Source organism: Mesorhizobium sp. B2-4-15, assembly GCF_006658505.1.
Lineage (GTDB): Bacteria > Pseudomonadota > Alphaproteobacteria > Rhizobiales > Rhizobiaceae > Mesorhizobium.
Genome location: NZ_VFUZ01000029.1, coordinates 1 through 17228 on the forward strand (window position 1 = coordinate 1; position 17228 = coordinate 17228).

Below are 17228 nucleotides of genomic sequence, written 5' to 3' on the forward strand. Positions count from 1 at the left end.
CCGTCCAGCCTGCATCTTGAATCACAAAACGGAGCCCGTGGGAATCCTACGATTCTCTCAAGCTATGAAACGCTCTAGGATGACGAAGCGCGGGGAGCGGCGTCGCCTGGCGCCCTCGCCCCACCGCCCGCGCCGGCCGGTACAGCACCAGCGCCAGCACCACGAACTTGGTCATGAGCGTCGTCTTCGACGCCAGGCTTTCGGAGGTGTTGAGCAGCAGCAGCCAGCCCAGCATCGGCAGCCATATTCCCGGATGGCAGCGGCGGGCCACCTCGTGCATGAACAGTGCGAAACCGAACACCATCAACAGAGTGAAGAAGGCACCCTGGTAGAGAACCATGCGGATGATCGGATTCTCGATGCCCTGTTCGAGGCCGCTGATGCGGCGCAGGGTCTCGACCAGGTCGATATCGGGCCCCACGATCAGGTCGCGCAGTTCCAGATGCTGGAAGAGGTCGAACATTTCGACGCGGGCATTGGCACTGCCTGAGTCCGAAACGAAGCGTTCGAGCAGCGCGTCGAAGAAACCGTACGACGCCGCGAGCGCGATGACGCCCGGGATCAGCGCCGCGAGGATGAAGCCGAGCGCTGCGCCAAGCAGGTTGACGCGCCCCTTGCGCAAGGTGCGCAGGCCCTGAATGAGAATATAGCAACCGCCGAGCGCGATCGTCAGCACCATGGCGGAGCGGCCGCCGAAGGCAACGAGCGCCGCGAATTGCAGGCCGATCAGCCCGAGCCGAAGCGGCATCGACAGCGATTTCGAACCGGAGAGCAGAGTGAGAACATAGATCGAGGTGATCGTGGCATTGGACAGCGGATGTCCCTGCAGGGCCGTCGAGCGCAGATCGTTGACGAACACCTCGCCGTCGAGGCGATAGGGGAAGACCAGCGTCTTGGTCGCGAACTCGAACAGCGCCAGCAGCGCATTCGCCGTCATGATCGCATGCACCGCCGTTTGCAGGCGGGCGAATGTCTTTTCGTCGTTCTCGGCCAGAACCAGCACCAGCAGCGCCGGCGCCACGAACGTGTCGATCATGCCGGCCATGCCGGGGCGTTGGCGCACGATGACGACGACAAGCAGCACGATCGAGATGACCGCCAGCAGCGCGCTGGCCGGCCGCCTGTCGGCGACGGTCACCACGTAACCGATCGGGTTGCCGAACGTGCAGGCGCGCCAGGCAAACATCAGCACGAGCAGATAGGTGGAGGGATGGATCTTGGTGGCCGGATTGCCGGTCAGGCCGTCATAATTGTAACCCACCAGCCACAGCATGCCGCCCGAAATGCCGAACAGCAACGCCACCGCCGCGACCAGGCCGTAGCCGGTCACCCAGTCGAGGGAATTGCCGGCGCCGGCCGGAACCGGAACGGCCCAGCCGGCTGCCGGGGCGGCGGCCCGGACGGCAGGCCGGATGGCGGACATGTCAGGCCGCCTCGTCGACCAGCATGGCGCCGGTCGGCAACCGCCCCATGACTGAAATGGCTTGCAAGGCGGCCGTCACGTCGCGCATTGGCGTCGAGTTCAGCGTGGCGACGAGCACGATCTCGTCGACCATGGCGACCAGCGGCGAGGCGTTGAGATTGTCGGCCAGCGCGCCGCCGTCGACGACGACGAGTTCGAAGCTGCGGCCGGCCTGGGCCAGCATATGCTGCGTGAAATAGACACTCTGTGCCTCCGAGACACCCGCTTTCGGCCGGCCGCCGCCCAGAACCGCGACATTGCTGCCGGGCGTATGCTGGCTCAGCGCCTCGAAGGCATATTCGCCGCGCAGCACGTCGAGCAGGCCGGGTTGCGGCTCCTTCTTGCCGCTGCCGGCACTGGTGTCGATGAACAGGACACGACTGCCCCTGGCGGCCGCGGCATTGGCGAGCAGGCGCGCCACCCGGCCCCGTTGCGCGGCGTCCTGCGGCGGCGATGTCACCAGTATGGACGGCACCAGAGGCCAATCCGGCGGCCGCCGGCTGGCGGAGAACAGGCGCCTCAGCGCCAGCCCGGCGACGGCGTCCATCTTCTGTCCGGCCGGCATGGCGCTGCCGAAAGGCCACCAGCGGCGGCGCCCCGTTTTCGCCGGCAGCACGCCCAGCACCGGCGCCTCGATGGCCGATTCCATCTGCGCGCGGGAAAGCACGGTCGGCGAGGAATATTCCGCGATCAGCGCCATGCCGGTGCCCAACCCCAGCCCGCCGAAGAGCGCGCCGATGAGCAGCAGCGGCAGCGGCGGCCAGCTCTTCTTCAGGGCAGGCATGGCGTCGGAGATGATGCGCGCATTGGTGCTGTCGACATTGATCTGCTCGCGCGTCTCCTGCGCCCGCTGAAGGTAGGTGGCGTAGACGGAGCGCACCGCCTCGAGGTCGCGCTGCAGTTCGCGCAGCCTGACCGAGGCCTGGTCGGTGTCGAGCGACTTGCTCTTCATGCCGGCGACCTTGGCTTCCAGCGCCTGCTGATTGGCCAGTGCCCGCTCATAGTCGGTTTCGGCGGCGGCGGCGATGCGGGCGAGTTCACGCGCGATGAGCGCGCGCGTGTCGCGCAGCTGCTGCTGGGCCGCGATCATCGAGGGGTGGCGTGGCCCGAGTTCCGTGCCAAGCTGCGAGACCTGGTCGACAAGCGTCGCCTCCTGCGCCCGCAGACTCGAAATCACCGAGGAGCGCATGGCTTCCGAGGTCGCGTCCGGCGCGCCGCCGGACCGGCGCAGCTGGTCGACCTGCGCCTTCAGCGCGGCGGTGCGGCTCTGCGCGGCCGAGAGCTGCGTGTTGATCTCGGTCAGCTCCTGGTCGCTGACCAGATTGCCCGCCGCCATCACCATGTTGTTGGCGGATTTATAGGCCTCGACGGCGTTCTCGGCCTGCTGGACGCGCCTGCGCTGCTCGTCGAGCCGCGCGGTGATTGATTTGGAAGCCTCCGTGGCGGCCTGCGCGCGGGCGCTGGCCTGGTCCGCCAGATAGGCCTGCGCGATCGCATTGGCGAGCTTCGCGGCCTTGTCGGGGCTCTTGGCGGTGATGATCACATCGATAACCAGCACCTTGTCGGCCCGCTTCACCGCCAGTCGCCGGCGCAGCGCATCGAGCGTGTTCGCCGTCTTGTCGGTTTCGGCCGACCCCGAGCCCAGCAAGTGGCTCAACAACCCGCCCTGCCCGTTGAACTCCGGATCCTCGGTCAGGTTGGTGGCCTGAATGGCCCTCAGCAGCACGCCGGTCGACTGGACGACGGCGACCTGGCTTTCCACTATGGTAATACCGCCATCGGGCGGAACGCGGCTCGGATTGACGTCGTTGGTGACCACCTGCAGGTCTTGCGGGTCGATGATGATTTCCGCCACCGAGCTGTAGAGCGCCGGCGTGAACAGCCCGTAGAACAGCGCCACAAGGGTCAGCAGCGCGGCGGTGGCGAAGATCAGGAAACGGCGGCGCACCAATATGCGCTTCAGATCACCCAGCTCGACGGTCGAGGACGCATGGGACGGCGCCGGCACGGGCTCCGGAGCAGGTTGCATCACCTCCGGAGCGTGTTGTTGCGGCAACGAGAGCAGGGATGATTGCAAAGGTCGCTCCGACAACACTCCATAGCCCGCAAGTTTAAATTGCGGCTTCACCTAGCTATTCCTCCAACCATTAAAACACTGTTAATTATGTTGGGAGCTCTTCTGATTTTTGGCACGGAGCTTGCGTAATACAGGCACGGGCGGGCTGATACGGGCGCGGGCGAGCAGGAGACGGATTGAAATGGGTCAGCACTTCACTCCGGCCCATCCGTCCGGCCCCCTCCCATGTCCGGAATTCGAACACCAGCCGGATACCGGACACTGGAATGCTAGGGGTGCGACATGCGGGTGAGCCTGCGCCTGGACAGCGAGTGCGTGCGTGCCTTTCACCTTATGCTGCTGCAGCGCCTCGCCGCGCTGGCGGATGTCGAGGTTCGCGTCGACGCCAGGCCGGCCGGGGGCGGCATTCCAGGCAGCGCCGCGGCGCTGTTCCAACTTGAAACGGCCATCCATGGCCTGCCCGCGGACGGGCCGGCCAAGCGCTTGCCGCTGTCGGCGCTGGCGCCCCACCGCACACAGGCGCCCGCTCCAGCGGATCTCGTGCTCGACCTCTGCGGCGACGCGCATGTGGATGGAACGCGCGTCTGGCGCGTGACCTATGACGGCGCCGCCGGCGAAGCGGCTTTGCTGGCGTCGATCCTCGACGGCCGCACGCCGGTCGCACGCATCGAGGAGAACGGCATAGTGGTGGCCGAAGGACGCCTTGGCACCGAATATGGCGGCGTTGCGCTTGCCTCCTTCCAGGACATGCTGGCGCGCACGGCAAGCCTGATCCTGGCGGCAATGACGGGCGCGGCGCGGGCCGCCCTGCCCGTCCTGCCCGAGCCGGCGCAGGCGGATGCTCTTCCGCAGCTTCCCTCCACCGCCAAGCTCGGCGTCAGGGCAGGCAAGGCGCTGGCGCGGCGGATCGTCCAGAAGATCTACCACCTCTGCTACAACGCCCCCCACTGGAAGGTGGGCTGGCGCCAGACCGATGGTCGCGACCTGTTCGACCTGCGCACGCATCCTGCGTCGGGCTGGCGGGTGCTGCCCGACGACGGCAGCCGCTTCTACGCCGATCCGTTCCCGATCCTCTACCAGGGACAGGTAACCCTGTTCGTCGAGGACTATATCCATCGGCTGGGCAAGGCCATCATCTCCGCCGTGGCGTTCGGTCCGACAGGCCCGATCGGACGTCCCGAGCCGGTGCTCGACCTGCCCTACCATCTCTCCTACCCCTTCGTCTTCGAGCGCGACGGCGAAGTCTGGATGGTGCCGGAAAGCTGCGCCAACCGCACGGTCGATCTCTACCGGGCGACAGCCTTCCCCGGCGGCTGGGTCAAGGAAGCGACGCTCTTGTCCGACATCGTCGCCAGCGACGCCACCCTGGTCGAGCATGGCGGGCGCTGGTGGCTGTTCGCCACCGTACGCGACGGTGGCGGCGCCTTCTCCGACGCGCTGCACCTGTGGTCGGCGCCGGACTTTCGCGGCCCCTGGACGCCGCACCCCAAGAATCCCGTTCTGGTCGACATCGCCTCGGCGCGCCCGGCTGGCCGCATGGTGGAACGCAACGGCCAGTTGCTGCGCCCCGTGCAGGACTGTCGCAGGAGCTATGGCGCGGCCCTCGGCATCGCACGCATTGCTCACCTTGATGTGAACGGCATGGAGCAGGTGGTCGAGACGATCTTAACTCCTGGTGCGCTATGGAATGGGCGCAAGCTGCACACGCTCAACGCGGCGGGCGGGCTGGAATTCATCGATGGCTCGGCGATCGCGCCGCGCTGGAAACAGAAGAGGCGACCGTCATCAACCTGAACATTGGTTAAACCAGCCACCCGCGCCGGTTGCTTGAGGTTGATAAGGGTCCGGAAGATATTTTCCACTACGGATTGTGGAGAGGGGAAGATGACCAGCATAAAGGGCGGCGACATGACCGCCGAGGCTGTCCCGACCGAAGTCGACGTGGCGATTGTCGGTGCCGGATTGGCCGGCACGACCTTGGCAACGGTGTTGGGAAACGCCGGCCGCAAGGTCGCGCTGGTCGATCCGCATCGGACCCATCCCGACGAGTTCCGGGCCGAGAAGCTTGGCACGGACCAGACGCACCTGTTCGAGAAGCTGGGCCTCGACTCGATCGTGCTGCCTCTGATGACGTCAATGGACGACATCCATGTCTTTCGCCTTGGCCAGCTGTTCGCACGCGAGCGGCGCGTGGAATATGGTTTTTCCTATGGCGCGCTGATCAACGGCCTGCGCGCCGCCTTGCCGCCCCAGGTACCGGTCACCGTGGGCAAGGTCGCCGAGATCATGACCGGACCGGACAAGCAGCGGCTTGTCCTCAACACCGGCGCCGTCATCGAGGCGCGGCTCGTGGTGGTGGCCACCGGCCACAGCGAAGCCGTGCGGCGCGCCATTGGCGTCCGCCGCATCGAGGAGTCAAAGGGCCATTCGCTTTCGATCGGATTCGATCTTGCCACCCCGCCGGACGAATGCGCCTATCAGGCAGTCACCTGTTTCGCCAGGCGACCGGAGGACCGCATCGCTTATCTCAGCGTGTTTCCCATCAATGGCGTCATGCGTGGGAACATGTTTGGGTACCGGGAGGCGGGCGAGCCGTGGACCAAGGCGTTCCGCAAGGATCCGCAGAAAATGCTTTGCGAAATGATGCCGGAGATCGCGGCTCAGTGCGGAAACTTCAAGATCAGCGGGCCTGTCGAGATCAGGCCGATCGATCTGACGAGGACGGAAGGGCATCGGCGTGACGGGGTTGTGTTTGTCGGCGACGCCTTCTGCACGACGGATCCAACGCCGGGCGTCGGCATCGTGCGGGTAATGACCGATGTCGATCAGCTCCACTCTGTTCACATTCCGCGCTGGCTCGAAACGCCAGGCATGGCGGCTGACAAGATCTGCGCCTTCTATGACGATCCAGTCAAAATAGCCGCCGATGAGGACGGTATGCGTGTCAGCCACTATGCCAGGGCGATCACCGCGGGCACCGGACTGGAATGGCGTTTCCGCCGACTGCGCAACAACACGGCGCGCCAACTGATGATCATCGGCCGCAAGATGCGTCATTTGGGACTGCGGCGGGAGCCCGGCATGGCGTGAGGGGTCTCCCACCTTTTCCCGCAATCGAAAGCAGAGGCGTCTTTCCTTTCTCCTTTCCCCGCGGAGAAGGGAAGCGCCAGCCTTTTGAGGGCCAGTTCCCTCACCCACGCAATTACCTGCCTGCGAAAGCAAAAGGCGCGATCAACCGACCGCGCCTTGGAGTTTCGCTTCGCCAGGCGAAAGCGTTATGCCTGATCCGCTCAGGCCGGCGAATTCGAAGAACTGGGTGCAGCCGTGACGGCCGACAACCGCTCACGCTTCCGCCAGCTTGGCTTCTCGTATTTCTTCATCGGATAGTGCCCTCCGCGTTGGATACATCGCCAAAAGAACCGCTTCACCGTGCGGTGTCAATTGTGCCAGGACACGCTGTCACAACATGGTGGTGACAGCCGGGAGATCACCCGTCGCGGCGCAATATCAACGGCGATGTGGCTCCGACTTCCGGCCGCGCCCCGGGCCAGGCGCGCGCCGCCATCGCACTATTGCGAATCGGCCACACTGCCGGCTTTTCGGTCGAGCCGTTTCAGCGTCTTGCGTTGACAATCCCCGGTGGCGCGAGCAGGCTTGCGTCTAGAGGGAAGACTGGGGACTGCACGTGAAGAAGGCCTATCAGAAGCCGGTGTTGCTGAAGCGCGAGAGGCTTTCGGCCGTTACCGCCGCTTGCACACCATCGACCTGCCCTGTTTGAAACAGGCCACAAGGTCAAGAACCTCCATCGCCCGCTGGCTTCGGCCAGCGGGTTTTTTCATGCGCGGTTGCCAGATTATGCGCCCGGCCTCAAATCGATTTTTGGCGGTAAATCGGCTCATCGGCGGTATTCTCTCTTCCGTGAAGGCGTGCCTGAATAGCGCCGGGAGGAACCTGCCATGCCAAACAACGCCTTGCCGCTGGTGATCAGCGCGCCCGAACCACGCACGCTCGAGCTGATCTTCACGCCGCCGCAGCTGGCGCGGCTCAAGGCGCACTACCGCGTCATCGAGACCACGGCCGACGGCGTCGCCAGACTGCCGGCCGACGTGCTGGCGCAGGCCCGTTACATCATCGGCCAGCCGCCGATCTCGCTGGAGACGCTGGGGGAGATGCAGGCGCTGCGCTGTGTCTTCAATGTCGAGACCAATCTCATCAACAACATGCCCTACGAGACGCTCTTCGCGCGCGGCATCCATGTCGTCACGACAGGCCTGGTCTTCGCCGAGCCGGTGGCCGAGCTTGGCCTGGCCATGGCGCTCAACCTCGCCCGCGACATCGTCGACGCCGATCTCGCCTTTCGCCAGGGCAAGGAATTGTGGGGCGGCGACGGCAACCGGACCGCGCGGCTGCTCTCGGGCGCCGATGTCGGCATTATCGGCTTCGGCGATCTCGGCCGCGCCCTGAACCGGCTGCTGTCGGGTTTCCGCACCCGCACAAAGGTCTTTGATCCCTGGCTGCCGCCATCGATCCTGATCGACAACGGTGTCGAGCCGGCATCGCTGATGGACGTGCTCTCATCAAGTGACTTCGTCTTCGTCGTCGCCTCGGTGACCTCCGAGAACCAGGGCTTTCTCGGCGCCGATGCCTTTGCCAGCATGCGCAAGGGCGCCGCCTTCATCCTGCTCAGCCGCGCCGGCGTCGTTGACTTCCCCGCCCTGATGGCGGCGGTGAAGAGCGGCCACATCGTTGCCGCCAGCGACGTCTTCCCGGAAGAGCCGCTGGCGGGCGACCATCCGGTGCGCACGATTGCGGGCTTCCTGCGCTCCGCCCACCGCGCCGGCGCGCTCGACATCGCCTTCAAGCGCATGGGCGACATGGTGCTGGAGGATATGGACCTGATCGACCGCGGCCTGCCGCCCCTGCGCTCCAAGCGGGCGGAGCGTGAGACGGTGTCGAGGATGCGCTCCAAGCCGTCGGACAGGAATTGAGGGGCAGCCTCACGCAGCCGCTGCGCCGGTTGTGGTGATTTTGGCATCTGCGGAAGCTAAAACAGCAAAGACTGCGAACGCCAGAGATTGAAACGCTTTGACATAAGCCTGTTCTTCGGGTCAGGTCCGCTGGTGAACTTGGGCAAGGGGAATAAAATGAAGAAATACTATGTGAAGCCGACGCTTCTGAAGCGTCAGAAACTGTCGTCGGTTACCGCAATTGCCTGTCCGATCTCCCAGTGCGGGGACTGAACACAAGAAATCGCCGAAGCTCTTGAGAACATCGGAAGCTTTTGCTGGCGCCCTCAAGTCGGCTATTCGAGGGCAGCGAGGCTGTCCTCGAAACCGAATGAGCGCAGATATCCCGCCACAAGCCGCGCAGCCTCATCGACAAGGATGCGGACCGCTTCGGCGCTGAGTTCTTCAGGGCCGCTCAAAAACGGCGTATGCGGGGGGCAGCGGCACTCCAATCCGAGCCTGACTGGAGTGCCGCATGGTCATCGCCCCGGCGCTGCCAGAATTGACGAGACCAGGCGCAACAAAAAGAGCCGGTGTGCCAGTAATGATATCGCGCGCCGGCCCGCTGTGGACAACGCGCGCAGCACGCGCTTTAGTGGCGCAAGGATCTTTCCCTACAATACGGACAGCGTGCGGTTCCTAAACAATGGCGATCGGCGTGCCCCTGGATTTTATCAAGGTCTTCCGCCGCGAACTGAGCGCCGTCAATTTTCGCCGCATGCGCATCCGCGGCGGCGCCGTGGCCGAACACAGGGCAAACGGCACCAGCCAAGCCACCAGCCACTTCCTCGTCGATCGCGGCGATGCGGCGATCGACGAGGCAAGGTCCGACACGGAACGCGGTGCGATCAGGACGAAGAAAGCCAGCAATCTTACGGGCATGGCGCTCTCGGGCGGCGGCGTGCGCTCGGCCTCCTACTGCCTCGGCGTCCTGCAGGCGCTGGAATCCCTGGCGCCGGCGGGCAGTCCACGCCCGCTCGATGCCATCGACTATCTCTCCACCGTCTCGGGCGGCGGCTATATCGGCACTTCGGTCGTGGCCGGAATGATGCAGGACAGCCGCACATTCCCCTTCGAAAGCCGGCTCGACGAAGCGGAGACGCCCGAAACACAGCATTTGCGTGACTTCTCCAATTTCCTCGCGCCCAGCGGTGCCGCGGACTATCTGGTCAGTATCGCGCTGGTCATGCGGGGCCTGCTGGTCAATGCCTTGATCGTGCTGCCGGCCCTGCTGCTGCTTGCCGTGCTCACCATCGCGATCAACCCGACCGTAGCGGATCTGGTGAGGCCCGGCATTTTCGGCATTTCGGCCTCGAAACTGCCAATGCTCGGCGCGACCATGAAGTACTTCGCGCATACCGTGGTGCTTGCCGCGCTGGCGGCGTTTCTGATGTTCGGCAGCGCGCTCTACACGTCCCTCACCTTCCGCACCGGCTCGCTGAGGAGCCGCGAGATTCTCGGCCGTGCCCTTGGCGCGCTGATCGCCGTGGTGCTCGCCTCGGCGATCATCGACATCCAGCCCCTGGTGCTTTCGGGCATGCTTGCAAACGCCAACGACAAGGTCATCAGTTCCACCGACCAGACATTCGTCCTGGCAGAGCCGTTCCAGGATTTTCTGTCGGCCTTCGCGAGCATTCTGCCCTCGCTTGCCAGCGTGCTCGTGCCGACGGTGGCGGTGCTGATTTCGGTTTCGCAAAAACTCGCCAAGCTCGCCGAGGCGGCACTTGGCGATGTAAGCTGGAGCGCGACAATCAAGAAGAACGGCAGCCGGCTCGTCCTCTACCTCGCCGCGGTGATCGTGCCGTTCATGCTGTGGGTGACGTACATCTATCTGAGCTATTGGGCGATCCGCAAAGGAGACGAGTGGTGCGGCGTGGAAACACCGGGCTGGCTGAAGACAGTCACGCAATGCGAGGCGGACTGGTATATCGGCCCGCTTTCCCGGCTTGGCCCCATCGGCGCGACTTACCTGGGCGTCGCTTTGCTCCTCTCGGCCATCTGCCTGTTGATCGGACCGAATTCGAACTCGCTCCACAGGCTCTATCGCGACCGTCTCAGCCGCGCCTTCCTCATGCAGAGGAGCAGCATAGGCAAGCAGCCGTCGGACGCTGTCGACACCTGGAAATTTTCGTCCCTGAAGCCGGTCGATGAGACCGGAAACTGGAAGGAAGGGGCGGCCTTCTCGCCCTATCTCCTGTCCAATGCCGCCATAAACCTCGAGGGCTCGAAGGACCTCAACAAGCGCGGCCGCAACGCCGACAATTTCATCTTCAGCCCGCTGCATGTCGGCAGCCAGTCGACCGGCTATGTCGCTTCGACGGACATGGAGAAGGTGGTGCCCGACCTCAGCCTCGCCACGGCAATGGCGACATCGGGTGCGGCGGCATCGGCGAATATGGGACGGCAGACAACAAAAATCCTCACGTTCAGCCTGTCCCTGCTGAACATCCGGCTCGGCTACTGGCTGGCCAACCCTTCCCGGATCGAATCCTTCAAGAACCGCTTCAACCAATGGATCGCGAATGTCGGCACCTGGTATTTCGCGGCGGAGACGGCCGGGCTCCTGAACGAGAACCGGCTCAACGTCTACCTGACCGATGGCGGCCACATAGAGAACCTCGGCATCTACGAATTGCTGCGCCGCCGCTGCAAGGTGATCCTCGCGGTGGATGCCGAGGCCGACCAGGCCCTGACATTCCCATCGCTGGTCAATCTGGAGGTCATGGCCCGCATCGACCTCGGCGTGAGAATCGATCTGGGGTGGCAGGCGATTGAGGCCAACGCACTGCGCATAACGCCAACCGCGCCCTATGGGCCCGACGGACCGCCTGGCCGGCATGGCCCGCATGCCGCGATCGGCGTCATCAAATATGACGACGACGAAACAGGCGTCCTGATCTACATCAAGTCGTCATTGAGCGGCGATGAGAACGACTACATCCTCGACCATTTCAGGCGCCATCCCACCTTTCCCCACGAAACGACCGTCGACCAGTTCTTCACCGAGGAGCAGTTCGAAGCGTACCGTGCCTTGGGGTTCCACGCGGCACGCGGGCTTCTGACCGGCGCCGACCGCTACGGAAATCCGGTGGAAATGCCCAAAGGCTGGAAGGCTCAGGTCGCCGCGGCCCTGGCTCTGCTCAACGTGCCGAAAGCAATGGCGGCGGCGACGGCGGCCCACCTTTAGCTTGGACCCGTCGCAACTGGGCAAGGACGGTCGCGTCCATTGCGCCGCCCGAAAGGCGCTGGAACCTTTGCGCGGCGACCGCGTTGTGCAAGCGGATCGTCTCCCATTCGATTCACTCCTCCAATCAACACCCCGCCAGGCTTCGGCCGGCGGGGTTTCTTTATTCCGGCCACGCTTGACAAAATCCGGTCTCGGGCGCTTTACCTCAGGCGTATTGGGACATGGGGGATTCACATGAAAAAGACCTATCGGAAGCCAGTGCTGGTGAAGCGCGACAGGCTGTCGGCGATTGCCGCCGTCGCCTGCCCCATTTCGCATCCTTGCGGCTGATCTTGGCACTCATGCCAATCCAGTATTGACGAGCTTGGGAAAGCCCGCTTCGCCCTTAAGGGGCGGGCTTCCGGTCGTGATGGAACGATCGTCCCGCCGATAGGCTTTGCAAAAAGGCCGAGCGGTGGGAAGCCCGGCCTACTCCAGAAGGCCTGCCACGATTCGCGTCGGTGGCGGGCCTTTTTCATGAGACCCGCCGCCCCGCCTATGGGCCGAAGGTCCCATTCGCGCCGACGCGGTGTTGTGCGAGATTGGCGAGATATAAGCGCGCGCTTGACTAATGGTTCGGACGTCTGTCGAGGGGCGGAGTCGTGCCAATCCGGGAGAACGTTGCCGCGAATCTCAGACGGCTGGTCAGCGGCCATGCGTCGGTGAGCGCCGTATGCCGCGGGCTGGGCATGAACCGCTCGCAGTTCGAGCGCTATCTGCAAGGCAAGAGCGTGCCCAACCAGGCCACGGCCGGGCTGATCCGCGCCTATTTCGGGATCGATGAGGACGAGCTGTACGGGGCGCCGCAAGCCGTGGTCCCCGGATACCCGGATCTGCCGCCGATGCACCAGACGCTCTACGAGAACATGGTGCGCGGCCCCTCTCCGGCCATCGCCGGCGGCACCTATTTCACCTATTTCGCGGTTCCGGACCATGCCGACCTTCTGATGCGCTCGGTCACTTTCGTGCGGCGCGAGGCCGAGCTGGTGACCTTCCGGCGCGTGACGCGGTGGACCGAAGGCCATCATCACGGCGGCGCGCGGGCGCCGGGCTGGCATTATGGCGTCGTGATCTCGCGCCTGAACTGGATCTATTTCGCCGGCATCAACCGCCGCCAGACCGCGGAGCCGTCGATTGTGGCCGTGCAATGGGCCCCTTTCTCGGAGCCGGTCCTGGTCGGCAAGGCCTTCGTATTGACCGGAGCCGGACCGGTCTGCGTGCGGGTCATCATGCGCCAGGAACTCGGCAGGATCAGTCTGAAGCAGGGGATGCGGATGTCCGGGATCGTCAGCCTCGACGACCCGCGCCTCGATCAGCTTGTGGCAAGCCTCGCGCGCGAAGGCTAGTATACGCCCCCAAGGCCACAGGCGTGGCCCGGGGACAGCCAGAGCCGGACTTGACCAACAGGAATTCGGGATGCTCAACAGCTTCGACTATGGCGGCAAGGAAGCCGACACCGTGCACGCGCTGGAGGAAGACATCATCTTCGGCCGGCTGGCGCCCGGCACGCGCCTGGTCGAGGACGTGCTTCTGGCCCGCTTCCCGGTCTCACGGCACACGATCCGCCAGGCGCTCTACCAGCTGGAGCGGCTCGGCATCGTCACGCGCGAGCGCAACAAGGGCGCCATGGTGCGCCGGCTCTCGCCCGAGGAGGTGCGCCAGATCTACGAGGTGCGCGAACTGCTGCAGCGCCAGGCGGCGCTGATGATCCCCCTGCCCGCCGGCGATGCGCTGATCGAAGAACTGATGCGGATCCACCGCGTCTACAGCAGCCATGTCGACAGTGGTTATCTCAGAGGTATCCACGAGGCCAATGACCGTTTCCACCTCACAATGCTCTCGGCCTGCGGCAACGCCTATCTGGTGTCCTCGATCGAACACTACATGCGCCTCAGCCTGCCGGTGCGGGCCAATTCGCTGGCCGACAGGGAAAAGCTCGAAATCTCGCGCCAGCATCACGCGATGATGATCGAGGCGCTGAAGCGCCGGGACAATTGGGTGCTGGCGCAGCTCTGCGTCGACCATCTGCAGCCGAGCAAGGCGTTTTATCTCCAGGAGATCGAGACGAGACCCGCCGACGGCGGTTAGGAAAGTGATCGTCCCGGCCGGCTCGCGACTGCGATCCCTGCCTGCACATGACCGGCCGCTGCATGTCCCCATCTTTCCTCCCGCTTTCCTTTTTCCGGCCATGTTGCACTGCGAAAAGTCTGCTGCATTGCGATACCGGCCGTCTGGCCGGCACGCGGGGCGGGCTGGGCTTGCACGAAAGGAGCTATCGTGTCGGCATCGTTTCGGCCAGATATACAGGGATTGCGCGCGCTGGCGGTCGGCGGCGTGGTCGCCTATCATTTCGGGCTCACCGCGCTGCCCGGTGGCTTTGCCGGCGTCGACATCTTCTTCGTCATTTCCGGCTGGCTGATATCAACGCACCTGATGCGGGAGATCACTGAGACCGGCAGGCTCGACTTCTGGCGCTTCTATGCGCGCCGCGCAAGGCGCCTTTTGCCGGCCGCCCTGTTCGTCATCCTGGTCACGCTCGCCGCCGGCTATTTCATCCTGTCGCCGCGGGAGCAGGCGCTCTATTCGCGCGGCGCCATGTTCGCCTCGGCCTACACCATCAATCTGTGGCTGCTGCGCTGGTCGTTCGACTATTTCGCCGCCGATGCCTTGAGCAATCCGTTCATCCACTTCTGGTCGCTGTCGGTGGAGGAGCAGTTCTATCTCGTCTGGCCCGCGCTGCTTCTGCTCGCAGCCTGGCTGCGTCCGGGAAAGCGCATGGCGATAGCGGTGATCGGCGCGGCCGGCCTCGCCTCCTTCGCCGCCTGCCTGTGGCTGACCAGCGCCGCGCCGGCCTGGGCCTTCTATTTCTCGCCGCTGCGCGCCTGGGAGTTCGCCGCCGGCGGCCTGGCGACGCTGGCGCCGGCGACCCTATGGCGGCACCGGCTGGAGCGGTTCATCGTTTCGCGGAAACGCCGAACCGCTCCGGCTCTTTGTCCTGACGCGATCGCGGACGGAAAACCGTTTCACGCGTTCCCTGGAATTGCTCGATGGCTGCGCGCGGTGCAGGGCTGGCTCGGCCTGGCGCTGATCGCGGCGGCCTATCTTGCCTTGAGCGAAGACCTGCCCTTCCCCGGCTGGTACGCGCTGTTGCCGGTCGCCGGCACGGTCCTGGTGCTGCTGAGCGGCGCCGGCGAGGAGGACGACAGCGAGACAGTCAGCCCTGCCCGCTGGCAGGCGCTGGCGCCTGCTTCCCTGCTTTCGCTGCCGCCTTTGCAATGGATCGGCGCGCTCTCCTATTCGCTCTATCTCTGGCACTGGCCGGTCATCGTCTACGCCGGGATGCTGGTGCCGGATCTCACCGTCGCGCAGCGCCTCGGCTGCGGCGCTCTGGCGCTGGCGCTGTCGTTCCTCACCTATCATGTGATCGAGAACCCGGCGCGGCGCGGCGGCTGGCCGATAGCGGGCGCCCGGGCCTTTCGTTTTGCCGCGATTCCCGTGAGAAAACCATTTCATACTTTTCCTGGAATTGCTTTGGCTCCCGCATTGGCGCTGACCGGTGCAGGCGTGGCGGTGGCCTATGCCAACGCGCACCTGGCCACACGCAATATCGACCCTGCCCAGCGCGGCATCGAACAGGCCGCCGAACAGCCCTCCATCGCACGCGCACGCGACGCGAACTGCCTGCTCGACTTCCATACGGTGAAACCAAAGCCTTGCGTGTTCGGCCCGGCGGATGCCGCCCACACCATCGTGCTGTTCGGCGATTCGCATGCCGACCACTGGTCGACACCGCTGGTCGCGGCGGCCCGGCGCAACGACACCAAAGTGGTCACCTATCTCAAATCCTCGTGCCGCGCCTCGCGGCTGTCGACCTTCAACGCGGTGCTGAAGCGCGACTACACCGAATGCGACGCCTGGCGCGAACAGGCGATAGCAGACATAATCCGCCGCAAACCGCGCCTTGTGGTGATCTCGGAATTCTCGATCGGCAACCTGACCCGCGACATGCCAGCCGCCGGCCGCAAGGCCGAGACCGCGCGCTGGCAGGCAGGCCTGCGCTCCACACTGCAGGCCTTCAGCAAAGCCGGCGTCGAGACGGCCGTCATCCGCGACACACCGATCGGCGACAGCTTCGCCGATTCCTGCGTGGCCCGCGCGCTCTGGTGGCGCAAGGCGCCCTCGCGCTGCGACACGCCAAGAACCGAGGCCGCCAATGACAAGGCCGCCGCCGCCGAGCGCGCCGTGGTGAAAAGCGTGCCTGACACGCTCTATGTCGACCTGACCGACCGCTTCTGCGGCCCTACCCAGTGCCACGTCTTCATCGGCGGCAAGCTGGCGTTCCGCGACCGGCACCATCTGGCCACGGCGTTCGCGGAGACGCTGGAAGGCCCGCTGGAAAAGGCGCTATTTTAGAGTGGCTTGGCTCTCCCTTCTCCCCGTTCACGGGAAGAAGGTGCCGGCAGGCGGATGAGGAGCAGCGCGGCATCTGTAGATCAATGCACACCAGCAAACTGCTCTCGATGATACGCTAGGAACACTGGGGTCGGCATCAACCGCGAATCCCTAGGCCAATGCAAACCCTGAGAGTCCGGGCGGAAGAGATTTCTCAATTCGCTGGGCACCCGGTTGTGGGCGACCAGCAGCCGATGGTTCTCGTCTATCGAAATCAGATGCCGGTCAAACAGCCAATGCACCGTGGCCGACAACGCAATGCCGTTTTGCACAACATCCGGCCCGCCGGCGGCGACCGGCTTGATGTGAGCGGCTTGAACCTCGGCTCGACCGCCGCCGTTGATGATACGCAGCCCCGTGACGGCACACCTATCTTCATAGGCTCGACAGACCTCCAGCCGAAAGGTTGCGTCCCGAACTTTGCGGTTCAGCAGAATCTGCTCGACCCGACGATCGGCCGTCTCGGCGAAACCCGGCTCGCCAGCAAAACCAGGGTCCATCGGCCATGGAATATCGAGCGGCAGCATATCGGGGCTAAGCCTTCTGGCGTTGGCGGGGTCAAGCGGTTCGCGCAAGCCAGCCAGAACGATCTCGTCGAAATCCTCCTGTGGGATCAACCGTATCGATCGACCATGTATCTCTCGGCCGACGCGGCGCGGATCACCAACATCGCGCAGCCCTGTCTCGGCGTAACGGCCGTCCGTCTTGAAAGGCACGGGCGTCGGAAATTCGAGATAGTCCGTCACAGTGGCATAGTAGTGACCAGCCAGTTCTGGATCCGGCTCAATATTGGCCACGCATGCGACGGCAATGTAGGCTTGGCTGCCACCATTGCGTCGCGGTTCGCGGTACAGCACCCAATCACCAATCGAATTCCGAGCCGCTTCCAGATAGCGAACAGGAAAGTGATATCGGCCTTGGCTGTCCTTATAGCCGGAACCAGGCTTCAAATCGAAAATGGCCTTCACGATTCCCCCAGACATCACATGAAGTAAAACTTAGTCG

General features: G+C 64.5%; 10 protein-coding genes. 7 read left to right on the forward strand and 3 right to left on the reverse strand.

Annotation, left to right across the window (positions count from 1 at the left end):
* Positions 1-46: 46 nt before the first annotated feature.
* Positions 47-1423 carry a VpsF family polysaccharide biosynthesis protein gene (locus tag FJ930_RS25530; RefSeq protein WP_210245380.1) on the reverse strand — a complete coding sequence of 459 codons (1377 nt, stop codon included), beginning with the start codon at positions 1421-1423 and terminating at the stop codon, positions 47-49.
* Position 1424: 1 nt separating this feature from the next.
* Positions 1425-3491 (reverse strand): Wzz/FepE/Etk N-terminal domain-containing protein, encoded by a 2067-nt coding sequence (locus FJ930_RS25535; RefSeq protein ID WP_246677023.1) that lies wholly within the window; start codon positions 3489-3491, stop codon positions 1425-1427.
* A 330-nt stretch (positions 3492-3821) separates the two neighbouring features.
* Between FJ930_RS25535 and FJ930_RS25540 the strand changes: the two genes are divergently transcribed.
* The 7 genes from FJ930_RS25540 to FJ930_RS25570 all read left to right on the forward strand — a co-directional run bounded on the left by FJ930_RS25540 (position 3822) and on the right by FJ930_RS25570 (position 16184).
* Positions 3822-5333: a formyl transferase gene (locus FJ930_RS25540; RefSeq protein ID WP_141840597.1), complete on the forward strand. Its 1512-nt coding sequence runs from the start codon at positions 3822-3824 to the stop codon at positions 5331-5333.
* A gap of 90 nt (positions 5334-5423) precedes the next feature.
* Complete coding sequence (locus tag FJ930_RS25545; protein ID WP_141840598.1) at positions 5424-6629, forward strand: NAD(P)/FAD-dependent oxidoreductase; 1206 nt, start codon at positions 5424-5426, stop codon at positions 6627-6629.
* A gap of 866 nt (positions 6630-7495) precedes the next feature.
* Positions 7496-8527 carry a hydroxyacid dehydrogenase gene (locus FJ930_RS25550; protein ID WP_140741312.1) on the forward strand — a complete coding sequence of 344 codons (1032 nt, stop codon included), beginning with the start codon at positions 7496-7498 and terminating at the stop codon, positions 8525-8527.
* 676 nt (positions 8528-9203) lie between these two features.
* Positions 9204-11732 carry a patatin-like phospholipase family protein gene (locus FJ930_RS25555; RefSeq protein WP_181763463.1) on the forward strand — a complete coding sequence of 843 codons (2529 nt, stop codon included), beginning with the start codon at positions 9204-9206 and terminating at the stop codon, positions 11730-11732.
* Positions 11733-12373: 641 nt separating this feature from the next.
* The gene (locus FJ930_RS25560) at positions 12374-13117 is read left to right on the forward strand and encodes a helix-turn-helix transcriptional regulator (RefSeq protein WP_141840600.1); all 744 of its coding nucleotides are present in this window, start codon (positions 12374-12376) and stop codon (positions 13115-13117) included.
* A gap of 70 nt (positions 13118-13187) precedes the next feature.
* Entirely contained in the window at positions 13188-13859 is a 672-nt protein-coding gene (locus tag FJ930_RS25565) for a GntR family transcriptional regulator (RefSeq protein WP_141840601.1), read from the forward strand.
* 189 nt (positions 13860-14048) lie between these two features.
* Positions 14049-16184: an acyltransferase family protein gene (locus FJ930_RS25570; protein ID WP_141840602.1), complete on the forward strand. Its 2136-nt coding sequence runs from the start codon at positions 14049-14051 to the stop codon at positions 16182-16184.
* Positions 16185-16264: 80 nt separating this feature from the next.
* Here FJ930_RS25570 and FJ930_RS25575 read toward each other — a convergent pair whose 3' ends face one another.
* Positions 16265-17191 (reverse strand): HNH endonuclease, encoded by a 927-nt coding sequence (locus tag FJ930_RS25575; protein ID WP_141840603.1) that lies wholly within the window; start codon positions 17189-17191, stop codon positions 16265-16267.
* Between the last annotated feature and the right edge of the window lie 37 nt (positions 17192-17228).